This window comes from Clostridioides sp. ZZV15-6598, from assembly GCF_020657705.1.
Classification (GTDB): Bacteria; Bacillota; Clostridia; order Peptostreptococcales; family Peptostreptococcaceae; genus Clostridioides; species Clostridioides difficile_F.
In genome coordinates this window covers 35865-58119 of the sequence record NZ_JAGWCS010000011.1, presented here as the reverse complement: position 1 = coordinate 58119, position 22255 = coordinate 35865, and the positions used below count along the sequence as shown (strand labels likewise).

Genomic DNA, 22255 nt, shown 5'->3' with positions numbered 1-22255 from the left:
ACTTAACACTAACATTATTTTCTTATTTTTCATAAAAATTACTCCTCTCTAAAATACTATTCTTATATATAATTATAATCGTTATGACTGAATATATGAATACAAAATAGTAACAAATTTAAAAAATGATTTATTTAAATTAATTAAATACAAAATAAACTAAATTTTAGTCATTTTTATGGGAAATCATTTAATGTATAGAGAAAATATTGTAAAATAAAAGTAGTGTTTTTAAAATAAATATAAGTTATAATTATATTATAAAAAAATGTCTTCAAAAGGTGGGAATAGTATGGAAATTTTGAGCTTAGGAGAAAAGATTAAAAAATTAAGAAAAGAAAAAAATATGACATTAAAAGAGTTAGCCGGAGATAGGATAACAGCAGCACAAATAAGCCATATAGAGAGAGATAAATCTCATACTAGTTATGAACTGTTGGAATATCTAGGTGATAAGCTAGATGTAAGCGTGGAATATCTATTAGAAACAAAAGAAATGCAGTCAAAAAAGATAACAGATAATTTAATACTGCAAAGTGAAATTTATATAAAAGAGAATGAGTTAAACAAGGCTGAGGACCAAATAAAAGAAGTTTTAGATATATGTAAGAGATACGATTTAATGGAGAACTATGGCAGATGCAATTTTCTTATGGCTAATATTAACTTAAAAAAATCTAATTACAACAATGCTATAGAAAACTTTGAAAAAGCTTTATATTTCTTTATAAAAAATAATGATAGTGAAAACATACTAAAGTGCTATTTAAACATAGGAAAGATATATATGCAGGAAGACTTTTATAAAGGTGCGATAAGTCACTTTAATTTTGCAGAGGAAATTTTATCAGAGAGTAAGTTTGAGGATATTAACATATATAAGGAATTATATAGTAAGATGGCATATTGTTATATAAAATTAGATAATCCAAATATGTCATTAAAGTACATAGATAAAATAAATGAAATAGATAATAAAAATGATAGAAAAGAAGATGTCGATATTTTGGTGTTAAAAGCAAATAACATGCTTGAGATTGGAAAATATGAAGAATCAAAAGAGTATTTTAAAAAAGCACTAAAAATACTTGAAAATGAAGATAATAAAACTGGAATAGCAAATGTATACTTAACAATTTGTGATGTTTATAGAAAAATAGGTGAGACAGATAGAGTTCTTGAGTATTCTCAAAAAGTGTACAACATAAAGAAAAATGATGAAGACGAATATATGATGTCAGGTTTATTTAAGATAATAGAAGCGTACATAGATAAAGAAGATTATGATTTGGCTAGAAAATATTGTAAAATAGCTTTAGCCTCATCAATAAAAAATAAAAACAAGTTTAATGAGTATAAAGCATTAAAATTCTATTCTAATATGTATAAGAATCAAAATGAAATTACTCTTGCTATTGAGTATTTAATTAAATGTATAAAAATAGTATCAGATTTAGGTAATAATAAGATATTAGCAAACTTGTACATAGACTTAGGTCAATTATATTCAAGCATATCAAAAGAGAAAGAATTAGAGTACTACCAAAAGGGAGTATTTATGTATAAAAATTTAGAAATAATGTAAGTATAATAAACCTATAATAGTATAGAAACAATCTATAACAAGCAAGATAATATCTATGATAAAATATAAATTGTATGAATAATTTTAAGGAGATGAATCAAACAATGAGTATAAAAATAGATGCTAGAGGGCTTGCTTGTCCTAAACCAGTTATAAATACAAAAAAAGAATTAGATAATATAGAAGAAGGTATTGTAGTTACAACAGTTGACAATGAAACAGCAAAAGAAAATATATTAAAACTTGCTAAATCTTTAAATTGTGAAGCAAGGATTGTTGATGAAAAAGAAAATTTAATTTCTATAGAAATTAAAAAAGGTAATAATGTTGTAGTTCAAAAAGAAGAAAGCGAACTAGAAGATACATGTGTATTTATATCTTCAGATAAGATGGGATTGGGAAATGATGAATTAGGACAAGTATTAATAAAAGGATTTATATATACTTTAACAGAATCAAAGCCATATCCTAAACATATACTTTTAGTTAATGGAGGAGTAAAATTAAGTGCTGAAAATGAAGCAACTATAGAAAATCTTAAAATACTTGAAGATGAAGGTGTAGAAATTTTATCTTGTGGAACTTGTTTAGATTACTATAATTTAAAAGAAAAATTACAAGTTGGTTCAGTTACAAATATGTACACTATAGTTGAAACATTAAAAAATGCATCAAATACTATTTCTATATAATATATGTTTGTTTAACAATATAAAGTCAATAAGAAATATTAAACTAAAGAAAAGTAGATAGTCAGAAAGGATTAAGCAATGAATCAAATGTATATAGTATCGTTTAATTCGACACATCATGCAATAAGGTCAGAAAAGTTATTTGGTGAAAATGGTTTAAAAGTAATGGCTCTTCCAACACCAAGAGAAATAACAGCAAGCTGTGGAATATCAATTAAATTTTCTTTTGAAGATATGGAAAAAATAAAGACAATTTTAGTTGAAAATAATGTAGATATAAAGGGAATTTATTGTATAAGTAAATTAGAAGATGGCTCAAAGGAAGCAAAGAAGTTAGATTAGGAGGCTAATTATTTATGCCAATGGATTTAAAAATAGGTGATATTGTTGAGTTGAAAAAGCAACATGCATGTGGATGTAAAGAGTTTGAAATTGTAAGAACTGGAATGGATATAAAGATAAAATGTACGAAATGTTCAAGGCTAATAATGCTTGATAGAGAGACATTAGAAAAGAGAGTAAAAAAGCTAATAAAAAAATGATATAAATTTAACATTTAAAAAATGTCAAATACCGTATATTAATATCCAAATTTTTGGTATAATAGAAATTGAAGAAAACATTTTCATGGGGGTGCTTTAATTATGGCAGTTAAATATGCAAAAAGAATGGAAGGTTTACAAGGATCTGAAATACGCGAGCTTTTAAAACTTACTCAACAACCACAAATAATATCTTTTGCGGGTGGAATGCCTGCTCCAGAGTTATTTCCAGTTGAAGAAATGAAAAAAGTATCAGTTGCAGTGCTTGAAGAAAATGGAAGATCAGCTATGCAATATACTACAACAGAAGGATATGAACCATTAAGAGAAAAAATAGCAGCTAGAATGAATGACAAAAACCAAACTAATGTAAATAAAGATGATATATTAGTTACAAGTGGTTCTCAACAAGGTCTAGATTTTGCAGGAAAAGTATTTATTGATGAAGGTGATGTAATTTTATGTGAAAGCCCATCTTACATAGGAGCTATAAACGCATTTAAATCTTACCAACCTAAATTCATAGATGTTCCAACAGATTCTAATGGAATGATAATGGAAGAACTAGAAAAAATACTAGAAACAACTGATAGAATAAAAATGATTTATGTAATACCTGATTTCCAAAATCCAACAGGAAGAACTTGGCCACTTGAAAGACGTAAAAAATTCATGGAAATAGTAAATAAATATGAAATACCAGTAATAGAAGATAATCCATATGGAGATTTAAGATTTGAAGGAGAAACTTTACCATCTTTAAAATCAATGGATACAAAAGGATTAGTAATATTCTTAGGAACTTTCTCTAAAATATTCTGCCCAGGATACAGATTAGGATGGACTTGTGCTTCTGCAGAAATACTATCTAAATTTAACTTTGCAAAACAAGGTGCAGACTTACAAGCATCAACTATATCTCAAATGGAAGTAAGCAAATTTATGGATATGTATGACTTAGATGAACATGTTGATAAAATAAAAGCTGTTTATATCAAACGTAGAGATGTAATGCTTAAGACTATGGAAGAAGAATTCCCAGAAGGATTAGTATTTACTCATCCAGAAGGTGGATTATTTACATGGGTAGAGCTTCCAAGTAATTTAAATGCTAAAGAATTAATGACAAAATGCTTAGAAAAGAATGTTGCTTATGTTGCTGGAGGAGGATTCTTCCCTAATGGTGGTAGAGAAAATACTTTCAGACTTAACTATTCAAATATGCCAGAAGAAAAAATAATAGAAGGTATCAAAAAGATAGCATTAGTTTTAAAAGAAGCTATGGGCGTTGAAGCTTAATTAAAAATAATAACTTATAGATATATTATGAGGGATGGCAATAGCCATCCCTTGTTAATTTAAAAAATATATTTCAACTTATATTAAATATTAAAATTTGTCCAAAATTTAAATTGACATAAATAAGAAAAAATGATAGAATGTGTAGGTATGAGATTTTAGTCTCATTTCTCTGCTCTAAAAGTGTAGAGCCGTTAAGTCCAAAGGGAGGTGAATTATAGTGAGAAATTATGAATTAGTTTATGTAGTAAAGCCAAACTCTGATGAAGAAACAAGAGAAGCTGTACTAAACAAAGTTAAGGAAGTTGTTGCAACTGAAGGAGAAATAGTTAAAGTTGATACTTGGGGAACTAAAAAATTAGCTTATCCAATAGCTAAGTTTACAGAAGGTTTCTATGTGTTAGTTAACTTCAAATCAGCAGTAGACGTTCCTAAAGAAATAGACAGAAACTTAAAGATAAATGAAAACGTAATAAGACATATGATAGTTGTTGCTTAATAACTAGTTTTATTATAAAAAATAGGTGGTGTTTTTATGAATCAAGTTGTATTAGTGGGAAGGTTAACTAAAGACCCTGAATTAAGATACATCCCAGGTACAGGAACACCAGTGGCATCATTTACAATAGCCATTGATAGAGACTATGTAAAAAAAGATGGATCTAAAGAAACTGATTTTATACCTGTTGAAGTAATGGGTAAATCCGCTGAATTTTGTGCCAACTACATAACTAAAGGTAGATTAGTTGCACTTCAAGGATCTATGAGAGTAGACAATTATCAGACACAATCAGGTGAAAAAAGAACTTTTACAAAAGTAAGTACTAGATCAGTACAAGCTTTAGATAGCAAGAATAAATCGGAAAATTCATATAAAGAGAGTGCTCCAGCTTTTGAGCCAAGCTTTGAACCTCAAGGGTTAGACCCACAAGGTTTCCAAGCTATAGATGATGACGATATACCATTTTAAAAAGGAGGGAAAAAAGTCATGATGAATAAAAAAAGACGTAAGAAAAAAAGAGTTTGTCAATTTTGTGCTGACAAAAATGCTAAAATAGATTACAAAAGTACTCAAAGATTACAAAAGTATATAACTGAAAGAGGAAAGATATTACCAAGAAGAATATCTGGAACTTGTGCTAAGCATCAAAGAGAATTAACAGTTGCTATAAAAAGATCAAGAAATATAGCACTTTTACCATATACATTAGATTAAAAAATGAGCCTTGTGCTCATTTTTTATTATAGATATTTATATAAGTAAATGAGACGAGCTATAACGCTCGTTTTTTTGTTTATATACTTAAATATATTATTATTTATGATATAATATTATATATTAAGGAGGGTTGCAAACGTGAAAATAGATAAAGGTTCTGAGATAACAAGAAACATAAAGATAATAGAGTGGATGAAAACAGAAATATTAATGAGTGTAAGTGATTTGTTTAACTTATTATTTAAAGGGGTAAAACCTTTAGATGAGGCAATTCAAGATACTCTAGCAAATATAATAATGATAACATATCTCTTAGCAAAGAGATTAGGAATTAGTTTTAGAGATGTGGATTATAAAGTCAAGGAAAAAATAAAAATTGGTATAGAGGAAGAACATAGCGTTGAAAGATGGTATGGAGATTTATCTAACTTAAAAAAACATATGGATAATAGGGAGTGATATTAAATTGAATAATAAAATTAGACTATCTAAAGCCATGTCTATAATAGTTTTAGCTATAATAATTGCTTTAGTAATAGCCTATATTCCAATGCTAGGAATGTTTAGTATATTAGCAGCTGTCCCATATGTAATTATAGGTGCCATTACTGATAAAAAGTATTCTTTTTTATCTATTTTGATTACATTTTGTGTGCTAATTTTATTTGCAGACATTTCGTATGCATTAAATATATGTATAATGTATTCTTTGCCAGGTATAGCAATAGGAAAGATGCTGAAGAGAAGTTTTGAGCAAGAAGATAGTAATAAATTTGAACCAATATATGGAGGAACAATAATATTTGTGCTTGCAATGGTTGTGTATTTCTTTGTATCGAAGACATTTTTAAATGTAAATTTATTAGATGAAGTTGCTAAAATGATAACAGAAATCGTAAATATTCAAAAAAATAGTTTTTCTGCAACTGAGCTTAAAGTATTTGGTAAAATGAAGCCAGATGAAATCGTAAGTTATTTTACAAATATGCTACCAATGATGCTGTTCTTACAAGGTTTATTATCAGCATTTGTAACATATTATTTAAGTGTATTCTTTATTAAAAGGATTACAAGTTTGAATATAAGATTTCCCAAATTTGCTGACTTTTATTTACCAGGAAATGCTATAGTCACAACTTTTTTACTTTATTTATTAGTCTTATTTATTGAAATTATTGGCTCGAAATTATATACAGAATTAATAATGACTAATTTACAGCTAGTTTTTAACTTAATGTTTGTAATTCAAGGAATAGCAGTTTGTATTTATTATTTAAAGAAATGGATAAGACAAGGACCAAATAAAATTATGTTTCTTTCAGGGATAATTTTATGTTTATTTGGATTTATGGGAATATCTTTTGTTGGTATGGTAGATAGTATAATTGACTTTAGAAAGGTGAGAAGTTATAAATCCACTTAGGAGGATAGAAATGAGTAATAAACAAACCTTTAAATTAAATATGCCAGAAATAAATTTATATATAATTGTTATTGGTATTTCTAGTATAATTTTGCTTTATTACAACTTGTATGTAGGGTGTTTATTTTTCTGTATTTTTGCATATATGGTTTTTCACAATTGGAGAACAACTAATATTAGACGTCATGAATGGACAGAGTATATTCAAAATTTATCTTTAGATATAGATGAAACAACTAAGAAAGCTATAATAAATCTTCCAATACCACTATGTATTCTAGAATTTGATGGAAATATATCATGGTATAATGGAAAGTTTTATGATATGATTGGTCAAAAAGATTTACTTGATAAAAATATAGAAGAGATAGTTAAAAATCTTAATTTAAGAAAAGTATTAAATGAAAATAAAGAGATGTACACTGAAATAAACTATAAAGAGAGAGAATATACAATAGTTTATAATGTTATAAAAAATGATCAAGAAAAAAATCCTAAATATTTAATGATATTATACTGGATAGATAAGACAGAATATTTACAAGTAAAACAAGATTATGATGATGAAAAAGATGCAATGATGTTAATACAAGTAGATGGATATGATGAAGTATTAAAAAGTGCAGCAGAAGATAAGAGAGCTTTAATTAATGTTGAAGTAGAAAAAATACTTTCTGCTTTAGAATTAAATTCAAATGGTGCTTTGAGAAGGACTTCAAAGGATAAATTCTTCTTGGTAATGCATAAAAAAGAGTTAAAAAAATTAGAAGCTGAGAAGTTTTCTATTTTAGATACAATAAGACATATTGATTATGGAAATAATCTTCCTGTTACAATAAGTATAGGAATTGGTATAGATGGAGATACATTAAATGAGAACCTAAAACTTGCTACAGGTGCTCTTGATTTAGCACTCGGTAGAGGAGGAGACCAAGCTGTTGTAAAGACAAAAGATAAGTTTGTATTTTATGGTGGAAAATCTAAAGCTGTAGAAAAGAAAACAAAAGTAAAATCTAGACTTATAGGTCATGCTCTGAGAGAGGTTATACAAGAAAGTGACCATGTTTATATAATGGGTCACAAATATCCTGACATGGATGCTATGGGAGCTGCAGTTGGGGTTTACGATATATGTAAATCTTGCAATAAGACAGCGAATATAGTTTTACAATCTGTAAATGAATCTATAGAGATATTTATAAATAAAATAAATGAAAGTAATTATTATAAGAAGTTGTTTATTGGAAAAGAGGAGGCTATTGATAACTGTACTAAAAATACACTAGTTGTCGTAGTTGATACTCATAGACCCAATTATACTGAATGTGAAGAGCTCTTAAAGTTATCTGAGAAGATAGTAGTAATAGACCATCATAGAAGAGGTGTAGAGTTTATAAATGATGCAGTGCTTTTATTCCATGAAATATATGTATCTTCAACATGTGAAATGGTTACAGAATTAGTTCAATATATGGATGAAGAAGTAACAATCAATAAACTTACAGCTGAAGGTCTTTTAGCAGGAATAAGCTTAGACACTAAAAACTTTGCATTTAAAACAGGTGTTAGGACATTTGAAGCTGCTTCTTACCTTAGAAAAGTTGGAGCAGATACAATAGAAGTCAAGAAATTTTTCAATTCTGATGTAAAAGATTTTATAATAAAGGCTGAAATAATTCAAAGTACAAAGATAATTAATAATAGAATATGTCTAGCATATTCAAGTACAGAAATAGATAGTATAAACGTTATAATAGCTCAAACTGCTGATGAGCTATTAAATATAAAAGAAGTAGAAGCCTCCTTTGTATTAGGAGAAAAAGATGATACTATATTTATAAGTGCAAGGTCTTTGGGGCAAATAAATGTACATGTACTTATGGAGAAATTAGGAGGCGGGGGACATATAGATATAGCTGGTGCACAGTTAAAAAATGTTTCTCTAAAAGAAGCTTACAAGATAGTAAATAAAATAATAGAGGAGTATTTAGAGGAGGAAGAATAGATGAAAGTTATATTATTAAAAGACGTAAAAGGAACTGGTAAAAAAGGGGAAATGAAAGAAGTAAGTGATGGATATGCAAGAAATTTCTTATTTCCTAAAAAAATGGCTGTGCAAGCAGATAGTGTAGCAATCAAAGAATTAAATGAAAAGAATAAATCTAAAGAAATAAAAACTCAAAAAGAATATGAAGAAGCTGTTTTATTAGGAAAACAAATGGAAGAAATTAATATAGAAATATATTCAAAATCAGGTGAAGGTGGAAGATTATTTGGTTCAATAACAGCCAAAGAGATAGCTGAGCAATTAAAGAAACAAAAAGATATAGATGTGGACAAAAGAAAAATTTTATTAGACGAACCAATAAGAACTTTAGGTTCAACATTTGTAGAAATAAAAATACATCAAAAAGTAACTACTAAAATAAGAGTAGATGTAAAAGAAAAACAGTAATAACTAGAGGTGATAAAGATGGAAGACATGACGAGAATTCCCCCTCATAGTGTAGAATCAGAGCAATCAATATTAGGTTCTATACTGCTAGATAAAGATGCTATAATAACAGTTACAGAAACTATAAGGCCTGATGACTTCTATAAAGAGGCTCACAAAATAATATATGAATGTATGATAACTTTAAGCAATAAAGGTGAGCCTATAGACTTAATCACATTGACAGAAGAGCTAAGAAAACAAGGGCATCTTAATGATATTGGAGGAATCAGTTATATTACAAGTCTTTCTACAATAGTGCCAACAACTTCAAATGTAAAATACTATGCTGATATAGTAAAAGAAAAGTCTGTACTTAGAAAGCTTATAAAAGCATCTAATGAAATAATAAATCTAGGATATAGTGGAGCAACAAAAATTGAAGATGTTTTGGAACAAGCTGAAAAGAGAATATTTGATATATCACAGGAAAAAACTAGTGACGATTTTAAATCTATAAACTTAGTTTTGATGGATGCCTATGATATGATAGAAAAATTATATACCAATAAAAGCGATGTAACTGGTATAACTACTGGTTTTAAAGATTTAAACAAAAAAATAAATGGTCTTCAAAGAACAGATTTAATATTAGTTGCCGCAAGACCTGCAATGGGGAAAACTGCTTTTTCTTTAAATTTAGTACAAAATGCAGCTTTAAAAGGAGATGCTTCTGTAGCTGTATTTAGCTTAGAGATGTCCAAAGAACAGTTAGTACAACGTATGCTATCTTCGCAATCTAGTGTAGAATTGAAAAAGATAAAGACTGGAACACTTAATGATAATGACTGGCCTAGGATTATAGATGCAATGGCAGTACTGTCAGATGCAAAAATACACATCGATGATACTCCTGGTATAAAAATATCAGAATTAAGGTCAAAGTGCAGAAAGTTAAAGATAGAAAAAGGTTTAGATTTAGTGCTGATAGATTACCTTCAACTTATGGAAGGTGAAGGTAATAATGAAAGTAGACAACAAGAAATATCTAAAATATCAAGGTCATTAAAAGTATTAGCAAAAGAATTAAATTGTCCTGTAGTAGCATTATCTCAGCTATCACGTGCACCAGAGCAAAGAGCAGACCATAGACCTATGTTATCTGATTTAAGAGAATCTGGAGCAATTGAGCAGGATGCAGATATAGTTATGTTCTTGTATAGAGACGAATACTATCATGCTGATTCTGAGAGTAAAAATATAGGAGAAATAATAATAGCAAAAAATAGACATGGCGAAACTGGTTCTGTGGAACTAGTTTGGCTTGGTGAAGTTCAAAGATTTGGGGATAAGTTGAGAGACCTATAATTTAACTAATATCCACAGAACATCCTTTCTTTCTACAGGAAAAATGTGGATACATGTCACTAAATATGTCTAAACCTTGAAATTTAGCTAAAAAATTATCCACACTATCCACAGATAGCCTGTTGATAAGTGTGAATAAGTAGATAAAGCAAGCTTTTGGCTTGCTTTATCTGTGTATAAATATTAATTATTAGGAGGAATAATATGGAAAAAATAAGCTTAAAATGTATATATCCCAATATAATTAAAATACTTGATGAAATAAACTTATTTAGGATAGTTGATAATAATTTAAAAGAATCAATTGTCGTTTATGCTAGCATTGTTGACAATCAATATTATATAAACATGACTAATACAAACTTTGGAAATATAATTAACATATGTAAATTAGAAAAACTTTTAGACGTGGACAAGTTTATAGAAAAAGTTATAAAAAGTAATACAGAAATTAAAGAAATCAATGACTTTTCAAAAATAGAAGAGTATTTGTTAAATATTGGAGAACGCTAAAAAAGTTGAAAAAAATACGAATATTTGATAGAATAAATAAGTAAAGCGTTCGAGAGTATATAAAATATAGAGGTGAATTACATGAAAACAGTTGCAATTGTTGGTTCTCAATGGGGAGATGAAGGTAAAGGTAAAGTTATCGATTATCTTGCTACTCAGGCAGATGTAGTAGTAAGAGGACAAGGTGGAAATAATGCAGGACATACATTAGTTGTTGAAGGGAAAAAATATGCATTACACTTAATACCATCTGGAGTTTTAAATCCAAAGACAGTGAACATAATCGGAAATGGAATAGTATTTGACCCTAAAGGATTCTTAGAAGAATTAGAAATGTTTAAAGCGGATAATATAAATACAGAAAACATAAAAATTAGCGATAGAGCTCATGTTATATTCCCATACCATAAAGAGCTAGATGCATTATCAGAAGAAGCTAGAGGCGATTTAAAGATAGGGACGACAAAAAAAGGTATTGGACCTTGTTACATGGATAAAACAGAGAGATCTGGAATTAGAATATGTGATTTAATGGACAAAGATAAATTTGCTATAAAATTAAAGGCTCAGATAGAAGCTAAAAACAAATTAGTTAGAAACATATATGGAAAAGAAGAATTATTTGATTTTGAAGCCATATATAATGAATATGTTGGGTACGCAGAACAAATAAAGAAATATGTAGCAGACACATCAGTTATTGTATATGATGCAGTAAAAGCAGGTAAAAAAGTGTTATTTGAAGGAGCACAAGGTACTTTATTAGACTTAGACTTAGGAACTTATCCATTTGTTACATCTTCTCATCCAATATCTGGAGGATTTGCTATTGGTGCAGGTATAGGACCAAATATGATAAAGGATGTTGTTGGTATAGTAAAAGCTTATACTACAAGAGTTGGAGAAGGGCCATTTGTTACAGAACAAATAAATGAAACTGGTGATAAGATAAGAGAACAAGGCCATGAATTTGGAGTAACTACTGGTAGACCAAGAAGATGTGGTTGGTTTGATGCTGTTATAGTAAAATATGCAGCTAGAGTTAATGGATTAACTAGTATTTCATTTATGTTATTAGATGTGTTAACTGGATTTGACAAAATCAAAGTTTGTACATCTTATAAGATGGGCGATGAAATAATAACAGATTTCCCAGCTTCATTAGATGATTTAGCAAAATGTGAACCTATATATGAAGAATTAGATGGATGGAATGAAGATATAACTCAAGTAAATAATTTTGATGACCTTCCAGAAAATGCAAAGAAATATATTGCTAAAATAGAAGAGTTGATAGGAGTAAGTGTAGATATGGTTTCTGTTGGGCCTAATAGAGCTCAAACTATAATAAGAAAAAACATATTTGCTTAGCATCTCAAGTAAGTAATTTAAATTATGAATGATTAAAAAGAGTATCTCAAGATAATACTTACAATTACTAGAGATGCTCTTTTATATTGAACTAAAACTTTTTATGTATATTTTAAATAAAATTAAGGTCGAATTTATACCCTAAATTAGATGTCTTATTTAGAGAATTCTGTTGAAAATCAATGATTCAGGATTATTTTAATTATATGCTAAAAAAAATAAAAAAAACTGTTGACTAAAAGTTACACAGCAGTTATAATATAACTTGTGAGTGAAAGAAACGACGAAAAAAGTCGAAAAAATGTGGTCTATTAGCTCAGTCGGTAGAGCACCTGACTTTTAATCAGGGTGTCCCGCGTTCGAGTCGCGGATAGATCACCAAATCATGGCTCGTTGGTCAAGAGGTTAAGACACCGCCCTTTCACGGCGGTAACAGGGGTTCAATTCCCCTACGAGTCACCAATATGGGACTATAGCTCAGCTGGGAGAGCACCTGCCTTACAAGCAGGGGGTCACAGGTTCGAGCCCTGTTAGTCCCACCAGTTTTTAGATGAAAAATACTATATATGCTGGTGTGGCTCAACGGTAGAGCAGCTGACTTGTAATCAGCAGGTTGTAGGTTCGATTCCTATCACCAGCTCCACAAAATACATAAATGCAAATTAATATAATTTTCTATGCTACAGGATACTTTCAGGTATCTTTTTTTTAATTGCGCCAAAAACTGATTGTAATTATAATTAACTTTTTAAATATTATACAATATCATAGCTTTAGAAACAGAGTCTATAAATGTACTATAATAAATTTAAATAATACAATATATTAAGTATGATATTAATAAATAAAAAATTACAAACTAGATAAAGAATTCGTATATTAAAAGGTATATTAGAAATATAATTAGAAAAACTGAATGGACAGTGTGATTATGTAGTATAAGTTTTAAACAGAGAAGCAAGTATGTTCTTACCTCTCTATTTAAAAATAAAAAAATGTTTTTTAAGGGCTACTTTATTTGAATCTCTCCCATCTCAAATCATCTCCAGTAAATTCTAAAATTCTAAACTTGTCTAAAATCCTAGATAGAATTCTTTGAGTGTAAGTATTTCCTATTTGAGATGGTGTTAAGTTGGTTGATATAATAATTTTTTTACCAGCAACAAGTCTTGTGTTTACAATATTGAAAATCTCTCCACTAGTAAAAGAATTATTAAGTTCAGTACCAAGGTCATCTATTATCAATAAATCACAATCAAACAAGTTTTTATAATTTTCTTCACTTATTTGATTATTTGGGTCTCTTCTAAATTTATAGTCTTCAAGAATATCTAAAATCCTAAAAGAAGTTTGGTAGATTACAACATTGCCTTTGTCCAATAACTCTTTTGCAATACAGTTGCACATGTATGTTTTACCTAGTCCAGTAGAACCATAAAACAATAGGTTTTCATTATTATCTACCTTAAAGTCATGAACAAAATTTTCGCAGATACTTAGATTATTTAACATATTTTCTCTTGGAGAGATTTCTCCATCAGGACTCTTCTTAGGAGAAAATATATTCAAGTTAAAATTCGAAAAATTTTCCTGACTTAAAATTCTATCTAAATTAGACATTTTATAAGCCTCATTTACAATTTCTTGTTTTAGGCAAGAGCATTTTTCACCATTAGGTAAAAAACCTTTGTCTTTACAAGAGTCACATTGAAACTTTATTTCTAAGTAATCAAGAGATATGTTGTTTTTAACTAAAAGTTCTTCTTTTCTCAATTTTAAAGATTCTATCGTCTCCTTAGACTCATTTATAATTTCATCTTTAGATTTAGGATTCAAAAGAACTGTTTTAGCTAAGTTAAGACCTATTTTAGAAATTTCATCATCTATAGACTTTATCTCAGGAATTCTGTTATAGACTTCATTTTTTCTATGTTCTAATAGTAGTTCATTTTTATCTCTTTTATTGGCATATTTAACAAGTATTTTTCTTATTTTATCTTCATTCATTTAATCACCTACTTAAACTTTTCTTTTTGACTTTTTTTAATAATTTCATCTAGTTCATCAGATGTATATTGAGTAAATGTTTCGTTGAAATTATGAAACTTAGTTTTCTTGTAAGTATTGTTGTTTTGAGTAGTATTAATCTGCTTCTTATTAATATTCTCCTTAACTATACGTTCTTCCTCTTTTTGCTTTAAATCATTTAAATTTTTTATATTTTTTCCGTGCCAATTTTTAATTATTCCATTTATATAAGATATACTTGGGTTTGGTATATTCTTAGATTTAGAACATGCATTTACTATTAAGTCTATATCCATATCAAATTTATCAAACCAAGCATCCATAAGTTCTTTTTCTGATTTCGTTGCTTGTCTTGAAAATCCCAATTCATTGAAAATAGTTTTATATAAAATATATCGTTCACTTCTAATTAAGAAGCTGTCTTCAACATCTTTTGGTGTATATAAATTTGAATCATACCAGTTTCTAATAATGCCTTCGATGTATTTAACTGGTTTAGATGTCCCAGTTTTATCTTTAACATATTCATAAGCACAAAGTATCATATCAGGGCCCATGTTGTATTTATTCATTATGTCCATAATACTTATTTTTTCACTTGGGTCAAGGTATCGACCAACTATTTTATTTATAGAATTGAACATCTTTCTAATACTTGGATTTTCAGAAGTAGATACAACTTTATCTGTATTAGATTTTACAGATGAATTATTACCTAATATATTTTCGATATAGAAATTTTTTAAATCTAAAAACTCTATTGAATAATTAAAATTATCATATTCTCCATTATCATGTATTTTTATAATCTTTTTTTCTTCCCAAAATTTCCAAGCAGATAGTACATCAGACAAAGGTATATTTAGGTTCTTGGCTATTGAGCTATTGTCGAACTTAGGATTAGAAGTAATATCACATGCCTGTCTATAGCCTAAAAGATAAACTTTTACGTATAACCCGTCCGCCATTGGCATAAATATATCTATAAAGATATTGGGAATAGTGATTTCACCTAAATCTATTTCATTGCTTTCTTTGAAAAACATTTTATCACCTCAGATTAAATTATATCATTTTTTGTATTACATTTGGTTGTAAACAAATAAAAGGTCATAAGATTAGCATGTAAATATTTTCTAAAAGTATTCATTTTAAAAAGGAGGAGATATTTTGGTTATAAAATTCAACCAAAAAGTAAGAAGAACATTATCAGTAGCAATTTTATTTATGGTACTAATAATAGGTTGCTTTATAGAAAAGGATGACAGTTTAGAAACATACAAAGAAAAATCTAATTCAAAGATAAATCAATATAATATGGATGTTATATTTGATGATGAAACTAAGAGGTTAATGTGTAATCAGAGTGTTGAGTACATAAATAAGACAAAATCAAATATGGATAAAGTATATTTCCATATATATCCGAATGCTTTTTCTAAAAAAGAATTTGCTCCTTTTGAAAAAGATGAGATGACAAGAGCCTATCCTAATGGATTCAATGAAGGATATATAGATATAAAAAACATACTAAGCAATAGTAGTAAAATGGAATATAAAATCAAAGGAGATAAAAATGATATACTAGAAATAGAATTGGGGAAAGAGTTAAAGCCAAATGAAAAGATATCTCTGGATATAAAATATAACGTAAAAATACCAAATTCAGTGGGAAGATTTGGATATGGAGAAAACACTATAAATATTACTAATTGGTTTCCTATAGCTTGTGTTAATGATGAAAGAGGATGGAATCTAAAGAGTTATGAAACTATTGGGGACCCATTTTATAGTGAAACTAGTGATTTTCATGTGAAACTATTGATTCCAAATAAGTATAAGATTGCTCATACAGGAAAACTTGTTAATGATAAACATGATAACAAGAAAATGTTGTATGAAATAGACGCTGAAAACGTTAGGGATTTTGCATTTATATTAAGTAGTAAGTTTGATGTAAATAAGGTGGATTCAAAGGGAGTATCTATTAGTACATACAATTTAAATAAGAAGCTTTCTAGCAGAGCAACAGAGATTGCAAAAGATTCAATAAATATATTCAGTGAGTTGTTTGGAAAATATCCATACAAAGAATATTCTGTTGTAGCAAGTGATTTCTTTATAGGTGGCATGGAATATCCTATGCTTGTTATGATAGACCAAAGCTTATATAATGAAAAAAATGAGTTTTTGCTTGAGTATGTTATAGCACATGAAACAGCACATCAATGGTGGTATTCTGCTGTTGGAAATGATGAAATAAGTGAACCTTGGTTAGATGAAGCTCTTACTGAATATTCTACAATAGTTTATTTTGAACAAAAATATGGAAAAGAAATGGCAAATAAACTTATAAAAACTATGCAAATACAAACAAAGAGTTATTTGAGTGAAAACATATTTAAACCATCAAATGAATATAAAAATTCTACTGAATACAGTTTAAATGTTTATACAAAAGGAGCAACAGCTTTTAATGAAGTAAGAAAAGAAGTTGGAGATAAGGTATTCTTTGAAACGCTAAATGAATATTACAATAAATACAAACATAAAAATGCCAATGGAAGAGCTTTTGTAGAACTATGGAACAGTAAAGGGGTAGATATAAATAAGATTATAAGTGAATACAAGTAAATTTCGTGCAGAGAATGTACCTTTTCACAAGTTTAATTATCATTGTAATATCTTTATAAATTAAAAACAGGGCAGGTTCAAAAGGAGATACAGAATTAGACATAGTACAAATATAGCAAGCATATGCAGTTACAGGGTTATTTTTTAATATTTGTATATATATCTAATGCTTCCTAAAATATTATTTTTTCTACATCTAAATTTTAATACAAAGATAAAATATAGACCTAAACTTTTTGAAGTTTAGGTCTATTATTTGTATTGATTTTTATTGTGTAGATTTGCATGACGAGATCTTTCCTAAGTTATTGCTATTATTTTGGCACACATGTATAGAATCACTATTTAGAGAAATTAGCTTTTTAACTTCACGAGGGTATATACCCTTATATTTTTTAAAGAGAACTGTGAATCTACTGTGGGAGGTATACCCAACAGATTTCGCAATATCTCTTATTTCGAGTTCTGTTGTTGAGAGTAAAGTTTCTGCTATGTTCATTCTTTTTCTTTGTGAGTATTCTGTAATGCTCATCTGGTATTTTTGTTTAAATACATTTTTTAATTTTGTTCCACTCATCATAGCAATTTTCTCCAAGAGCTCTTGAGAAATATCCAATGCATAATGGTCGTTAATATAATTTGCTACATTCTCGATTGCTTTTTCATCTGATTCGGATATTTGCTTTGATTTTGCTTTATTCAAATATGCATCAAGGGTAACACTTAACCACTCCTTAGCTTTTGCTTCAAGAAATATCTCAGCAGCAGGAGAACTCATATTGCAATTTAGAATAGAATTTGCAAGCTTTTCCATAGGTTTTGTTACAAGCTCCCTAGTATCGAAGAAGACATCCGAAACGGTAATGTAGTTTGTATTTAGGTGGCAAGAAATATAGTCTTTAATCATTTTATCTTTGAAATTAATTCCCACACTTACATAGGGGAAATTTGCGTGTAAAAGAAATCGGATTTTTATTTTATCCATACTTGTAACAAACATGGTATTTGCAGTTAGTGTTTGATAAGGGTTAAAGCTCTCTCCATTAGCTGATTTAATATATGACGAACTGAATGACATAAAAGGACTCATATCAGGAAAAGAATGAGCCACTGTTTCTTTTTTTATAAAGAAATCATGAATATTAATAATAAATTGATCAGTTTCATAATACCAATACAATCCATCAAAATCTTCGTTTTGTATGCAAGCAGTCTTACCAGCCTGACAATATTTATAACAATTAGGGCAAGATTTCCACCCTAGTTCTTCTAAAAAATCTTGAAATGAATTCATAGTTCGACCTCCTAATATCTCGATTAGACAATGATATGATTGGACATAAGTACCTTTGTTTTATTGTATCTTATTTTATTGGATGATACAATAGTTTTAGGCTAATTATTGGAAGAAGGATGAATATCAAATAAATATCAAGTTTGCATTATAGAATAAGTTTTAAAAAAACAATGATGATGTCCAAACGAGATAATATAAAGGAGGTATTATATGTTAAAAGCTTACAAAAAATTGCTTTATTATGTACCAAAAGAAAAGTGGTTAGCGTTCGTTGCAATTGCATTCACAGCTGTTTCTACCATGATAACAGTGTCAGCATATTATTATATGTATGAGTTTCTTAAAGGGCTTGTCATTATGAATGAAGCAGGAGATGCATTTCATTATGCAGTTATAATAGTGGGTCTCTTGGTTGTAGGTTCTCTTATTTATATATTTTCTGTGTTGTTAACCCATATTCTTGGATTTAGGTTAGAAACAAATTTAAGAAAAAAAGGTATTGATGGGCTTATAAATTCCAGCTTTAAATTTTTCGATTTAAATTCATCTGGAAGAACCAGACAACTGATTGATGACAATGCAGCACAAACACATAGCATTGTTGCGCATCTTATACCAGATAATGCAGGTGCAGTGCTTACGCCAATATTGGTACTTGTTGTTGGATTTATGATTGATGTAAAAGTAGGAATAGCTTTGGTTTTGTTTACCATCGTAGGTGCAGGACAAATTATTTTGATGTCAGGAGATAAAAACTTCATGGCAATTTATCAAGCAGCACTAGAAAAGATGAATAGTGAAGCTGTTGAGTATGTACGTGGTATGCAAGTTGTTAAGATTTTTGGGGCTAGTGTCAATTCATTTAAGGCTTTACACAAAGCGATTATAGATTATTCGAAATACGCTCTTGATTATTCTATGAGTTGCAGAAAGCCATATTTAAGATTTCAAATTATTTTTCTAGGAGCTATTGCTATTCTTACTCCATTTATAGTTTTATTTATGGATATTCACTCAAGTCCTAAAGTGATAGCTGTGGATTTGATTATGGTTTTATTCCTCAGTGGTGTATTATTTAGTGGATTTATGAAAATCATGTATGTCTCTATGTATGCTTATATGGGTACATCTGCTGTAGAAAAACTAGAGCAAATTTTTACAGATATGCAGAAAGATAAATTAGAGTTTGGAACACTGAAAAAGTTCAGTAATTATGATATAGAATTTGATTGTGTTAGTTTTGGATATGGCGATGAAGTGATTTTAGATAATCTTAGTTTTAAACTTGAAGCAAATAAGAGCTATGCATTGGTTGGAGCCTCCGGAAGTGGAAAGTCGACTATTGCAAAATTAATATCAGGATTTTATAAAATTAATGGTGGAGATATAAAAATCGGTGGAAAAAGCATCTTAAGCTACAGTGAAGAGGCTATCACTAAAAGCATTGCTTTTGTATTTCAAGATAGCAAGTTATTTAAAATGAGTATTTTCGAGAATGTTCAAACAGCAAATCCTAATGCGACAAAAGATGAAGTATTTGAAGCACTTCATCTTGCGGGATGTGATGAGCTTATTAAGAAATTCCCTTTAAAAGAACAAACTGTGATTGGCACAAAAGGGGTGTTTTTATCAGGGGGAGAAAAACAAAGAATTGCTATTGCAAGAGCCATTCTTAAAGATGCAAACATTATCATAATGGATGAGGCTAGTGCGGCAGTTGACCCTGAAAACGAGCACGTATTACAAAAAGCATTTAAAAATCTTATTAAGGATAAGACCGTGATTATGATTGCACATAGACTTAGCAGTATTAGAGCAGTTGATGAAATACTAGTGATGGAAAAAGGGAAAATTATAGAAAGAGGTAATGATGCTGAATTAATGAAGAAAGACAGCAGATATAAATATTTTCAAGAACTTTACGTAAAAGCGAATGATTGGAGGGTGGGTCATGAATAGTTTATTTAAGAGATGCTTTGCGTTGACTGATAAAGGTGCAAGTGATTTGGTGAAAGCGAGTTTTACATCCTTTTTTGTATATATAGCCAATATGCTCCCAGCAATACTACTTATGGTTTTGTTTGATGAGCTTGTCTTAGGAAATATAAAGAATAAAGTTTTTTACATAAGCTTTTCTATCGCGATACTTGTTATCATGTATGCTCTTTTAAGAGTAGAATATAATACGCTTTATAATTCGACCTATAAGGAGAGTGCTAATTTAAGACTAGATATTGCAGATACTTTGAGCAAACTTCCTCTTTCTTATTTTTCTAAGTATAATCTATCTGATCTATCTCAGACAATTATGTCTGATGTTACAGCTATTGAACACGCCATGAGTCATGCAATGGCAAAAACAATTGGTTTCTTTATGTTTCTTCCACTCATATCTATTCTTTTACTAAAAGGAAACTTAAAGTTAGGATTAGCTGTTATCTTACCAATTGTCATAGGGATTTTATTAATTGTTTGGTCTAAAAAAATTCAACTAAGAGAAAACATTAAATATTACACAAAACTTAGAGATAATTCGGATAGCTTCCAAGAGGCAATTGAACTACAGCAAGAGATAAAAAGCTTTGGGCTTACAAAAAAGATAAAAAATAGTCTGTATCAAAAAATGGAAGAAAGCGAAAAAATCCACTTAAAAACTGAAGTTATAGCTGTTATTCCGCTACTTTTATCAGGGCTTGTTGTTCAAATTGCTTTTGCAATCGTTCTGTTGGTAGGAACGGGACTGTTTTTAAAAGGAGAAATAAACATTTTATATCTTATTGGATACATTTTAGTATCTATAAAAATCAAGGAAAGTGTAGATGGAGTAAGTCAAAACATCACAGAACTTTATTATATTGATTCCATGATTAATCGCATTAAAGAAATAAGAAGTACAGAAATTCAAAAAGGAGAAGACAAAGAAATTTTAGATTACAATATAGAACTAAAAAATGTATCATTTGCTTATAACGAAGATACTAAAGTTCTTAAAAATATTAGCTTTACTGCGAATCAAAATGAGGTAACTGCTCTTGTGGGTATGTCAGGGTGTGGTAAAACAAGTATTCTTCGTTTAATTTCTAGGCTTTATGATTATGACAATGGAAATATAAAAATCGGAGGAGTGGATATCAAAAAAATTTCGACGAAATCATTATTTGAAAAAACATCCATAGTTTTTCAGGATGTAACACTTTTCAATACATCTATAACAGAAAACATTAGGATAGGGAATAAAACATCTACAGATGAAGAGGTAAAAAAAGCGGCACACCTAGCAAATTGCGATGAATTTATTAGCAGACTACCAAATGGGTATGATACAATAATTGGTGAAAATGGAGCAACTTTATCTGGAGGAGAAAGACAAAGAATATCTATAGCTAGAGCATTTTTGAAGAATGCTCCTATCATCATTTTAGATGAAATTGCCGCCTCCTTAGACGTTGATAATGAGAAGAAAATACAAGAAAGTTTAAATTACTTAACAAAAAACAAAACTGTTATTATTATTTCACATAGACTAAAATCTATTGAAAATGTAGATAAGATAGTAGTTATTGATAACGGAGAAGTAGAGGCATTTGGTAAGCACAAAGAATTAGTGGCTTTATCAAAAACCTATAATAATTTGGTGAAAAAAGCAAAGCTAGCAGAAGTGTTTAAATACTAGAGAAGGAAAATAATAAATTAAAAATGTTATTAATAATAGTATTTATTTATTGCTTTATTACTATAATGTGGTTTTTGCTTTTTCACAGAATAATTATCGCATAGATTAGGGGTTCTTAGGAACCCCTTTTCTGTTGTTGTACAAAAAAGGAGATGATTCAAATTTTTATTTTGAGAC

The 22255-nt window shown here is 28.8% G+C and carries 21 protein-coding genes and 4 tRNA genes; 22 read left to right on the top strand and 3 right to left on the bottom strand.

All coding sequences use genetic code 11. The features are described from left to right. Nucleotides 1-292: 292 nt before the first annotated feature. From rstA to KGF50_RS03770, 19 genes are all read left to right on the top strand, one after another. Nucleotides 293-1585, top strand: a complete 1293-nt coding sequence (gene rstA, locus KGF50_RS03860; RefSeq protein WP_227839146.1) for a toxin production/motility transcriptional repressor RstA — start codon at nt 293-295, stop codon at nt 1583-1585. A 104-nt stretch (nt 1586-1689) separates the two neighbouring features. Further along, nucleotides 1690-2277, top strand: coding sequence for a sulfurtransferase-like selenium metabolism protein YedF (gene yedF / locus KGF50_RS03855; RefSeq protein WP_227846901.1), 588 nt, complete (start codon nt 1690-1692; stop codon nt 2275-2277). 78 nt (nt 2278-2355) lie between these two features. Continuing rightward, nucleotides 2356-2619: a DUF3343 domain-containing protein gene (locus KGF50_RS03850; RefSeq protein ID WP_227846900.1), complete on the top strand. Its 264-nt coding sequence runs from the start codon at nt 2356-2358 to the stop codon at nt 2617-2619. Nucleotides 2620-2633: 14 nt separating this feature from the next. After that, on the top strand, nt 2634-2819 hold the full coding sequence (locus KGF50_RS03845) for a DUF951 domain-containing protein (protein WP_054275506.1): 186 nt from the start codon (nt 2634-2636) through the stop codon (nt 2817-2819). A gap of 102 nt (nt 2820-2921) precedes the next feature. Next, on the top strand, nt 2922-4118 hold the full coding sequence (locus KGF50_RS03840) for a PLP-dependent aminotransferase family protein (RefSeq protein WP_227846899.1): 1197 nt from the start codon (nt 2922-2924) through the stop codon (nt 4116-4118). A gap of 220 nt (nt 4119-4338) precedes the next feature. Further along, nucleotides 4339-4617 (top strand): 30S ribosomal protein S6, encoded by a 279-nt coding sequence (rpsF, locus tag KGF50_RS03835; protein ID WP_227436544.1) that lies wholly within the window; start codon nt 4339-4341, stop codon nt 4615-4617. Between the two features lie 36 nt (nt 4618-4653). Then, a complete protein-coding gene (locus KGF50_RS03830) occupies nt 4654-5088 on the top strand; it encodes a single-stranded DNA-binding protein (protein ID WP_227846898.1) in 435 nt (144 codons plus the stop codon). Nucleotides 5089-5106: 18 nt separating this feature from the next. Then, a complete protein-coding gene (rpsR, locus tag KGF50_RS03825) occupies nt 5107-5334 on the top strand; it encodes a 30S ribosomal protein S18 (RefSeq protein WP_021386573.1) in 228 nt (75 codons plus the stop codon). Between the two features lie 141 nt (nt 5335-5475). Next, nucleotides 5476-5796 carry a MazG-like family protein gene (locus KGF50_RS03820; protein ID WP_227846897.1) on the top strand — a complete coding sequence of 107 codons (321 nt, stop codon included), beginning with the start codon at nt 5476-5478 and terminating at the stop codon, nt 5794-5796. A 7-nt stretch (nt 5797-5803) separates the two neighbouring features. Next, nucleotides 5804-6760 (top strand): YybS family protein, encoded by a 957-nt coding sequence (locus KGF50_RS03815; RefSeq protein ID WP_227846896.1) that lies wholly within the window; start codon nt 5804-5806, stop codon nt 6758-6760. 10 nt (nt 6761-6770) lie between these two features. Next, nucleotides 6771-8765: a DHH family phosphoesterase gene (locus KGF50_RS03810; RefSeq protein WP_227846895.1), complete on the top strand. Its 1995-nt coding sequence runs from the start codon at nt 6771-6773 to the stop codon at nt 8763-8765. Continuing rightward, a complete protein-coding gene (gene rplI, locus KGF50_RS03805) occupies nt 8766-9215 on the top strand; it encodes a 50S ribosomal protein L9 (protein ID WP_227846894.1) in 450 nt (149 codons plus the stop codon). A gap of 18 nt (nt 9216-9233) precedes the next feature. Further along, nucleotides 9234-10562 (top strand): replicative DNA helicase, encoded by a 1329-nt coding sequence (dnaB, locus tag KGF50_RS03800; protein ID WP_227483326.1) that lies wholly within the window; start codon nt 9234-9236, stop codon nt 10560-10562. A gap of 204 nt (nt 10563-10766) precedes the next feature. Next, nucleotides 10767-11075 carry a hypothetical protein gene (locus KGF50_RS03795; RefSeq protein ID WP_227846893.1) on the top strand — a complete coding sequence of 103 codons (309 nt, stop codon included), beginning with the start codon at nt 10767-10769 and terminating at the stop codon, nt 11073-11075. Between the two features lie 81 nt (nt 11076-11156). After that, nucleotides 11157-12446 (top strand): adenylosuccinate synthase, encoded by a 1290-nt coding sequence (locus KGF50_RS03790; RefSeq protein ID WP_227846892.1) that lies wholly within the window; start codon nt 11157-11159, stop codon nt 12444-12446. 305 nt (nt 12447-12751) lie between these two features. After that, nucleotides 12752-12827, top strand: a tRNA-Lys gene (locus tag KGF50_RS03785). 6 nt (nt 12828-12833) lie between these two features. Continuing rightward, nucleotides 12834-12908 (top strand) — tRNA-Glu (locus tag KGF50_RS03780). Between the two features lie 4 nt (nt 12909-12912). Continuing rightward, a tRNA-Val gene (locus KGF50_RS03775) sits at nt 12913-12988 on the top strand. Between the two features lie 26 nt (nt 12989-13014). Continuing rightward, nucleotides 13015-13089 (top strand) — tRNA-Thr (locus tag KGF50_RS03770). Between the two features lie 371 nt (nt 13090-13460). Here KGF50_RS03770 and KGF50_RS03765 read toward each other — a convergent pair. Both KGF50_RS03765 and KGF50_RS03760 read right to left on the bottom strand, forming a co-directional pair. Continuing rightward, nucleotides 13461-14453, bottom strand: coding sequence for an ATP-binding protein (locus KGF50_RS03765; RefSeq protein WP_227846891.1), 993 nt, complete (start codon nt 14451-14453; stop codon nt 13461-13463). A gap of 8 nt (nt 14454-14461) precedes the next feature. Further along, nucleotides 14462-15520 carry a DnaD domain protein gene (locus KGF50_RS03760; RefSeq protein ID WP_227846890.1) on the bottom strand — a complete coding sequence of 353 codons (1059 nt, stop codon included), beginning with the start codon at nt 15518-15520 and terminating at the stop codon, nt 14462-14464. A 124-nt stretch (nt 15521-15644) separates the two neighbouring features. Between KGF50_RS03760 and KGF50_RS03755 the strand changes: the two genes are divergently transcribed. Then, nucleotides 15645-17108, top strand: a complete 1464-nt coding sequence (locus tag KGF50_RS03755; RefSeq protein WP_227846889.1) for a M1 family metallopeptidase — start codon at nt 15645-15647, stop codon at nt 17106-17108. Between the two features lie 268 nt (nt 17109-17376). Here KGF50_RS03755 and KGF50_RS03750 read toward each other — a convergent pair whose 3' ends face one another. Next, on the bottom strand, nt 17377-18402 hold the full coding sequence (locus KGF50_RS03750; RefSeq protein ID WP_227846888.1) for a helix-turn-helix domain-containing protein: 1026 nt from the start codon (nt 18400-18402) through the stop codon (nt 17377-17379). Between the two features lie 213 nt (nt 18403-18615). Here KGF50_RS03750 and KGF50_RS03745 point away from each other — a divergent pair, with 213 nt between their 5' ends. Next, nucleotides 18616-20364: an ABC transporter ATP-binding protein gene (locus tag KGF50_RS03745; protein ID WP_227846887.1), complete on the top strand. Its 1749-nt coding sequence runs from the start codon at nt 18616-18618 to the stop codon at nt 20362-20364. Continuing rightward, complete coding sequence (locus tag KGF50_RS03740) at nt 20357-22078, top strand: ABC transporter ATP-binding protein (protein WP_227846904.1); 1722 nt, start codon at nt 20357-20359, stop codon at nt 22076-22078. Before KGF50_RS03745 ends, KGF50_RS03740 begins: the two co-directional genes overlap by 8 nt. Nucleotides 22079-22255: the final 177 nt, after the last annotated feature.

Coding starts and splice junctions, on each gene's coding strand:
- KGF50_RS03795 (WP_227846893.1), top strand. CDS start 10,767: ATGGAAAAAATAAGCTTAAAATGTATATATCCCAATATAATTAAAATA.
- dnaB (WP_227483326.1), top strand. CDS start 9,234: ATGGAAGACATGACGAGAATTCCCCCTCATAGTGTAGAATCAGAGCAA.
- yedF (WP_227846901.1), top strand. CDS start 1,690: ATGAGTATAAAAATAGATGCTAGAGGGCTTGCTTGTCCTAAACCAGTT.
- rpsR (WP_021386573.1), top strand. CDS start 5,107: ATGATGAATAAAAAAAGACGTAAGAAAAAAAGAGTTTGTCAATTTTGT.
- KGF50_RS03750 (WP_227846888.1), bottom strand. CDS start 18,402: ATGAATTCATTTCAAGATTTTTTAGAAGAACTAGGGTGGAAATCTTGC.
- KGF50_RS03745 (WP_227846887.1), top strand. CDS start 18,616: ATGTTAAAAGCTTACAAAAAATTGCTTTATTATGTACCAAAAGAAAAG.
- KGF50_RS03850 (WP_227846900.1), top strand. CDS start 2,356: ATGAATCAAATGTATATAGTATCGTTTAATTCGACACATCATGCAATA.
- KGF50_RS03790 (WP_227846892.1), top strand. CDS start 11,157: ATGAAAACAGTTGCAATTGTTGGTTCTCAATGGGGAGATGAAGGTAAA.
- KGF50_RS03845 (WP_054275506.1), top strand. CDS start 2,634: ATGCCAATGGATTTAAAAATAGGTGATATTGTTGAGTTGAAAAAGCAA.
- rplI (WP_227846894.1), top strand. CDS start 8,766: ATGAAAGTTATATTATTAAAAGACGTAAAAGGAACTGGTAAAAAAGGG.
- KGF50_RS03740 (WP_227846904.1), top strand. CDS start 20,357: ATGAATAGTTTATTTAAGAGATGCTTTGCGTTGACTGATAAAGGTGCA.
- rstA (WP_227839146.1), top strand. CDS start 293: ATGGAAATTTTGAGCTTAGGAGAAAAGATTAAAAAATTAAGAAAAGAA.
- KGF50_RS03840 (WP_227846899.1), top strand. CDS start 2,922: ATGGCAGTTAAATATGCAAAAAGAATGGAAGGTTTACAAGGATCTGAA.
- KGF50_RS03810 (WP_227846895.1), top strand. CDS start 6,771: ATGAGTAATAAACAAACCTTTAAATTAAATATGCCAGAAATAAATTTA.
- KGF50_RS03830 (WP_227846898.1), top strand. CDS start 4,654: ATGAATCAAGTTGTATTAGTGGGAAGGTTAACTAAAGACCCTGAATTA.
- KGF50_RS03765 (WP_227846891.1), bottom strand. CDS start 14,453: ATGAATGAAGATAAAATAAGAAAAATACTTGTTAAATATGCCAATAAA.
- KGF50_RS03760 (WP_227846890.1), bottom strand. CDS start 15,520: ATGTTTTTCAAAGAAAGCAATGAAATAGATTTAGGTGAAATCACTATT.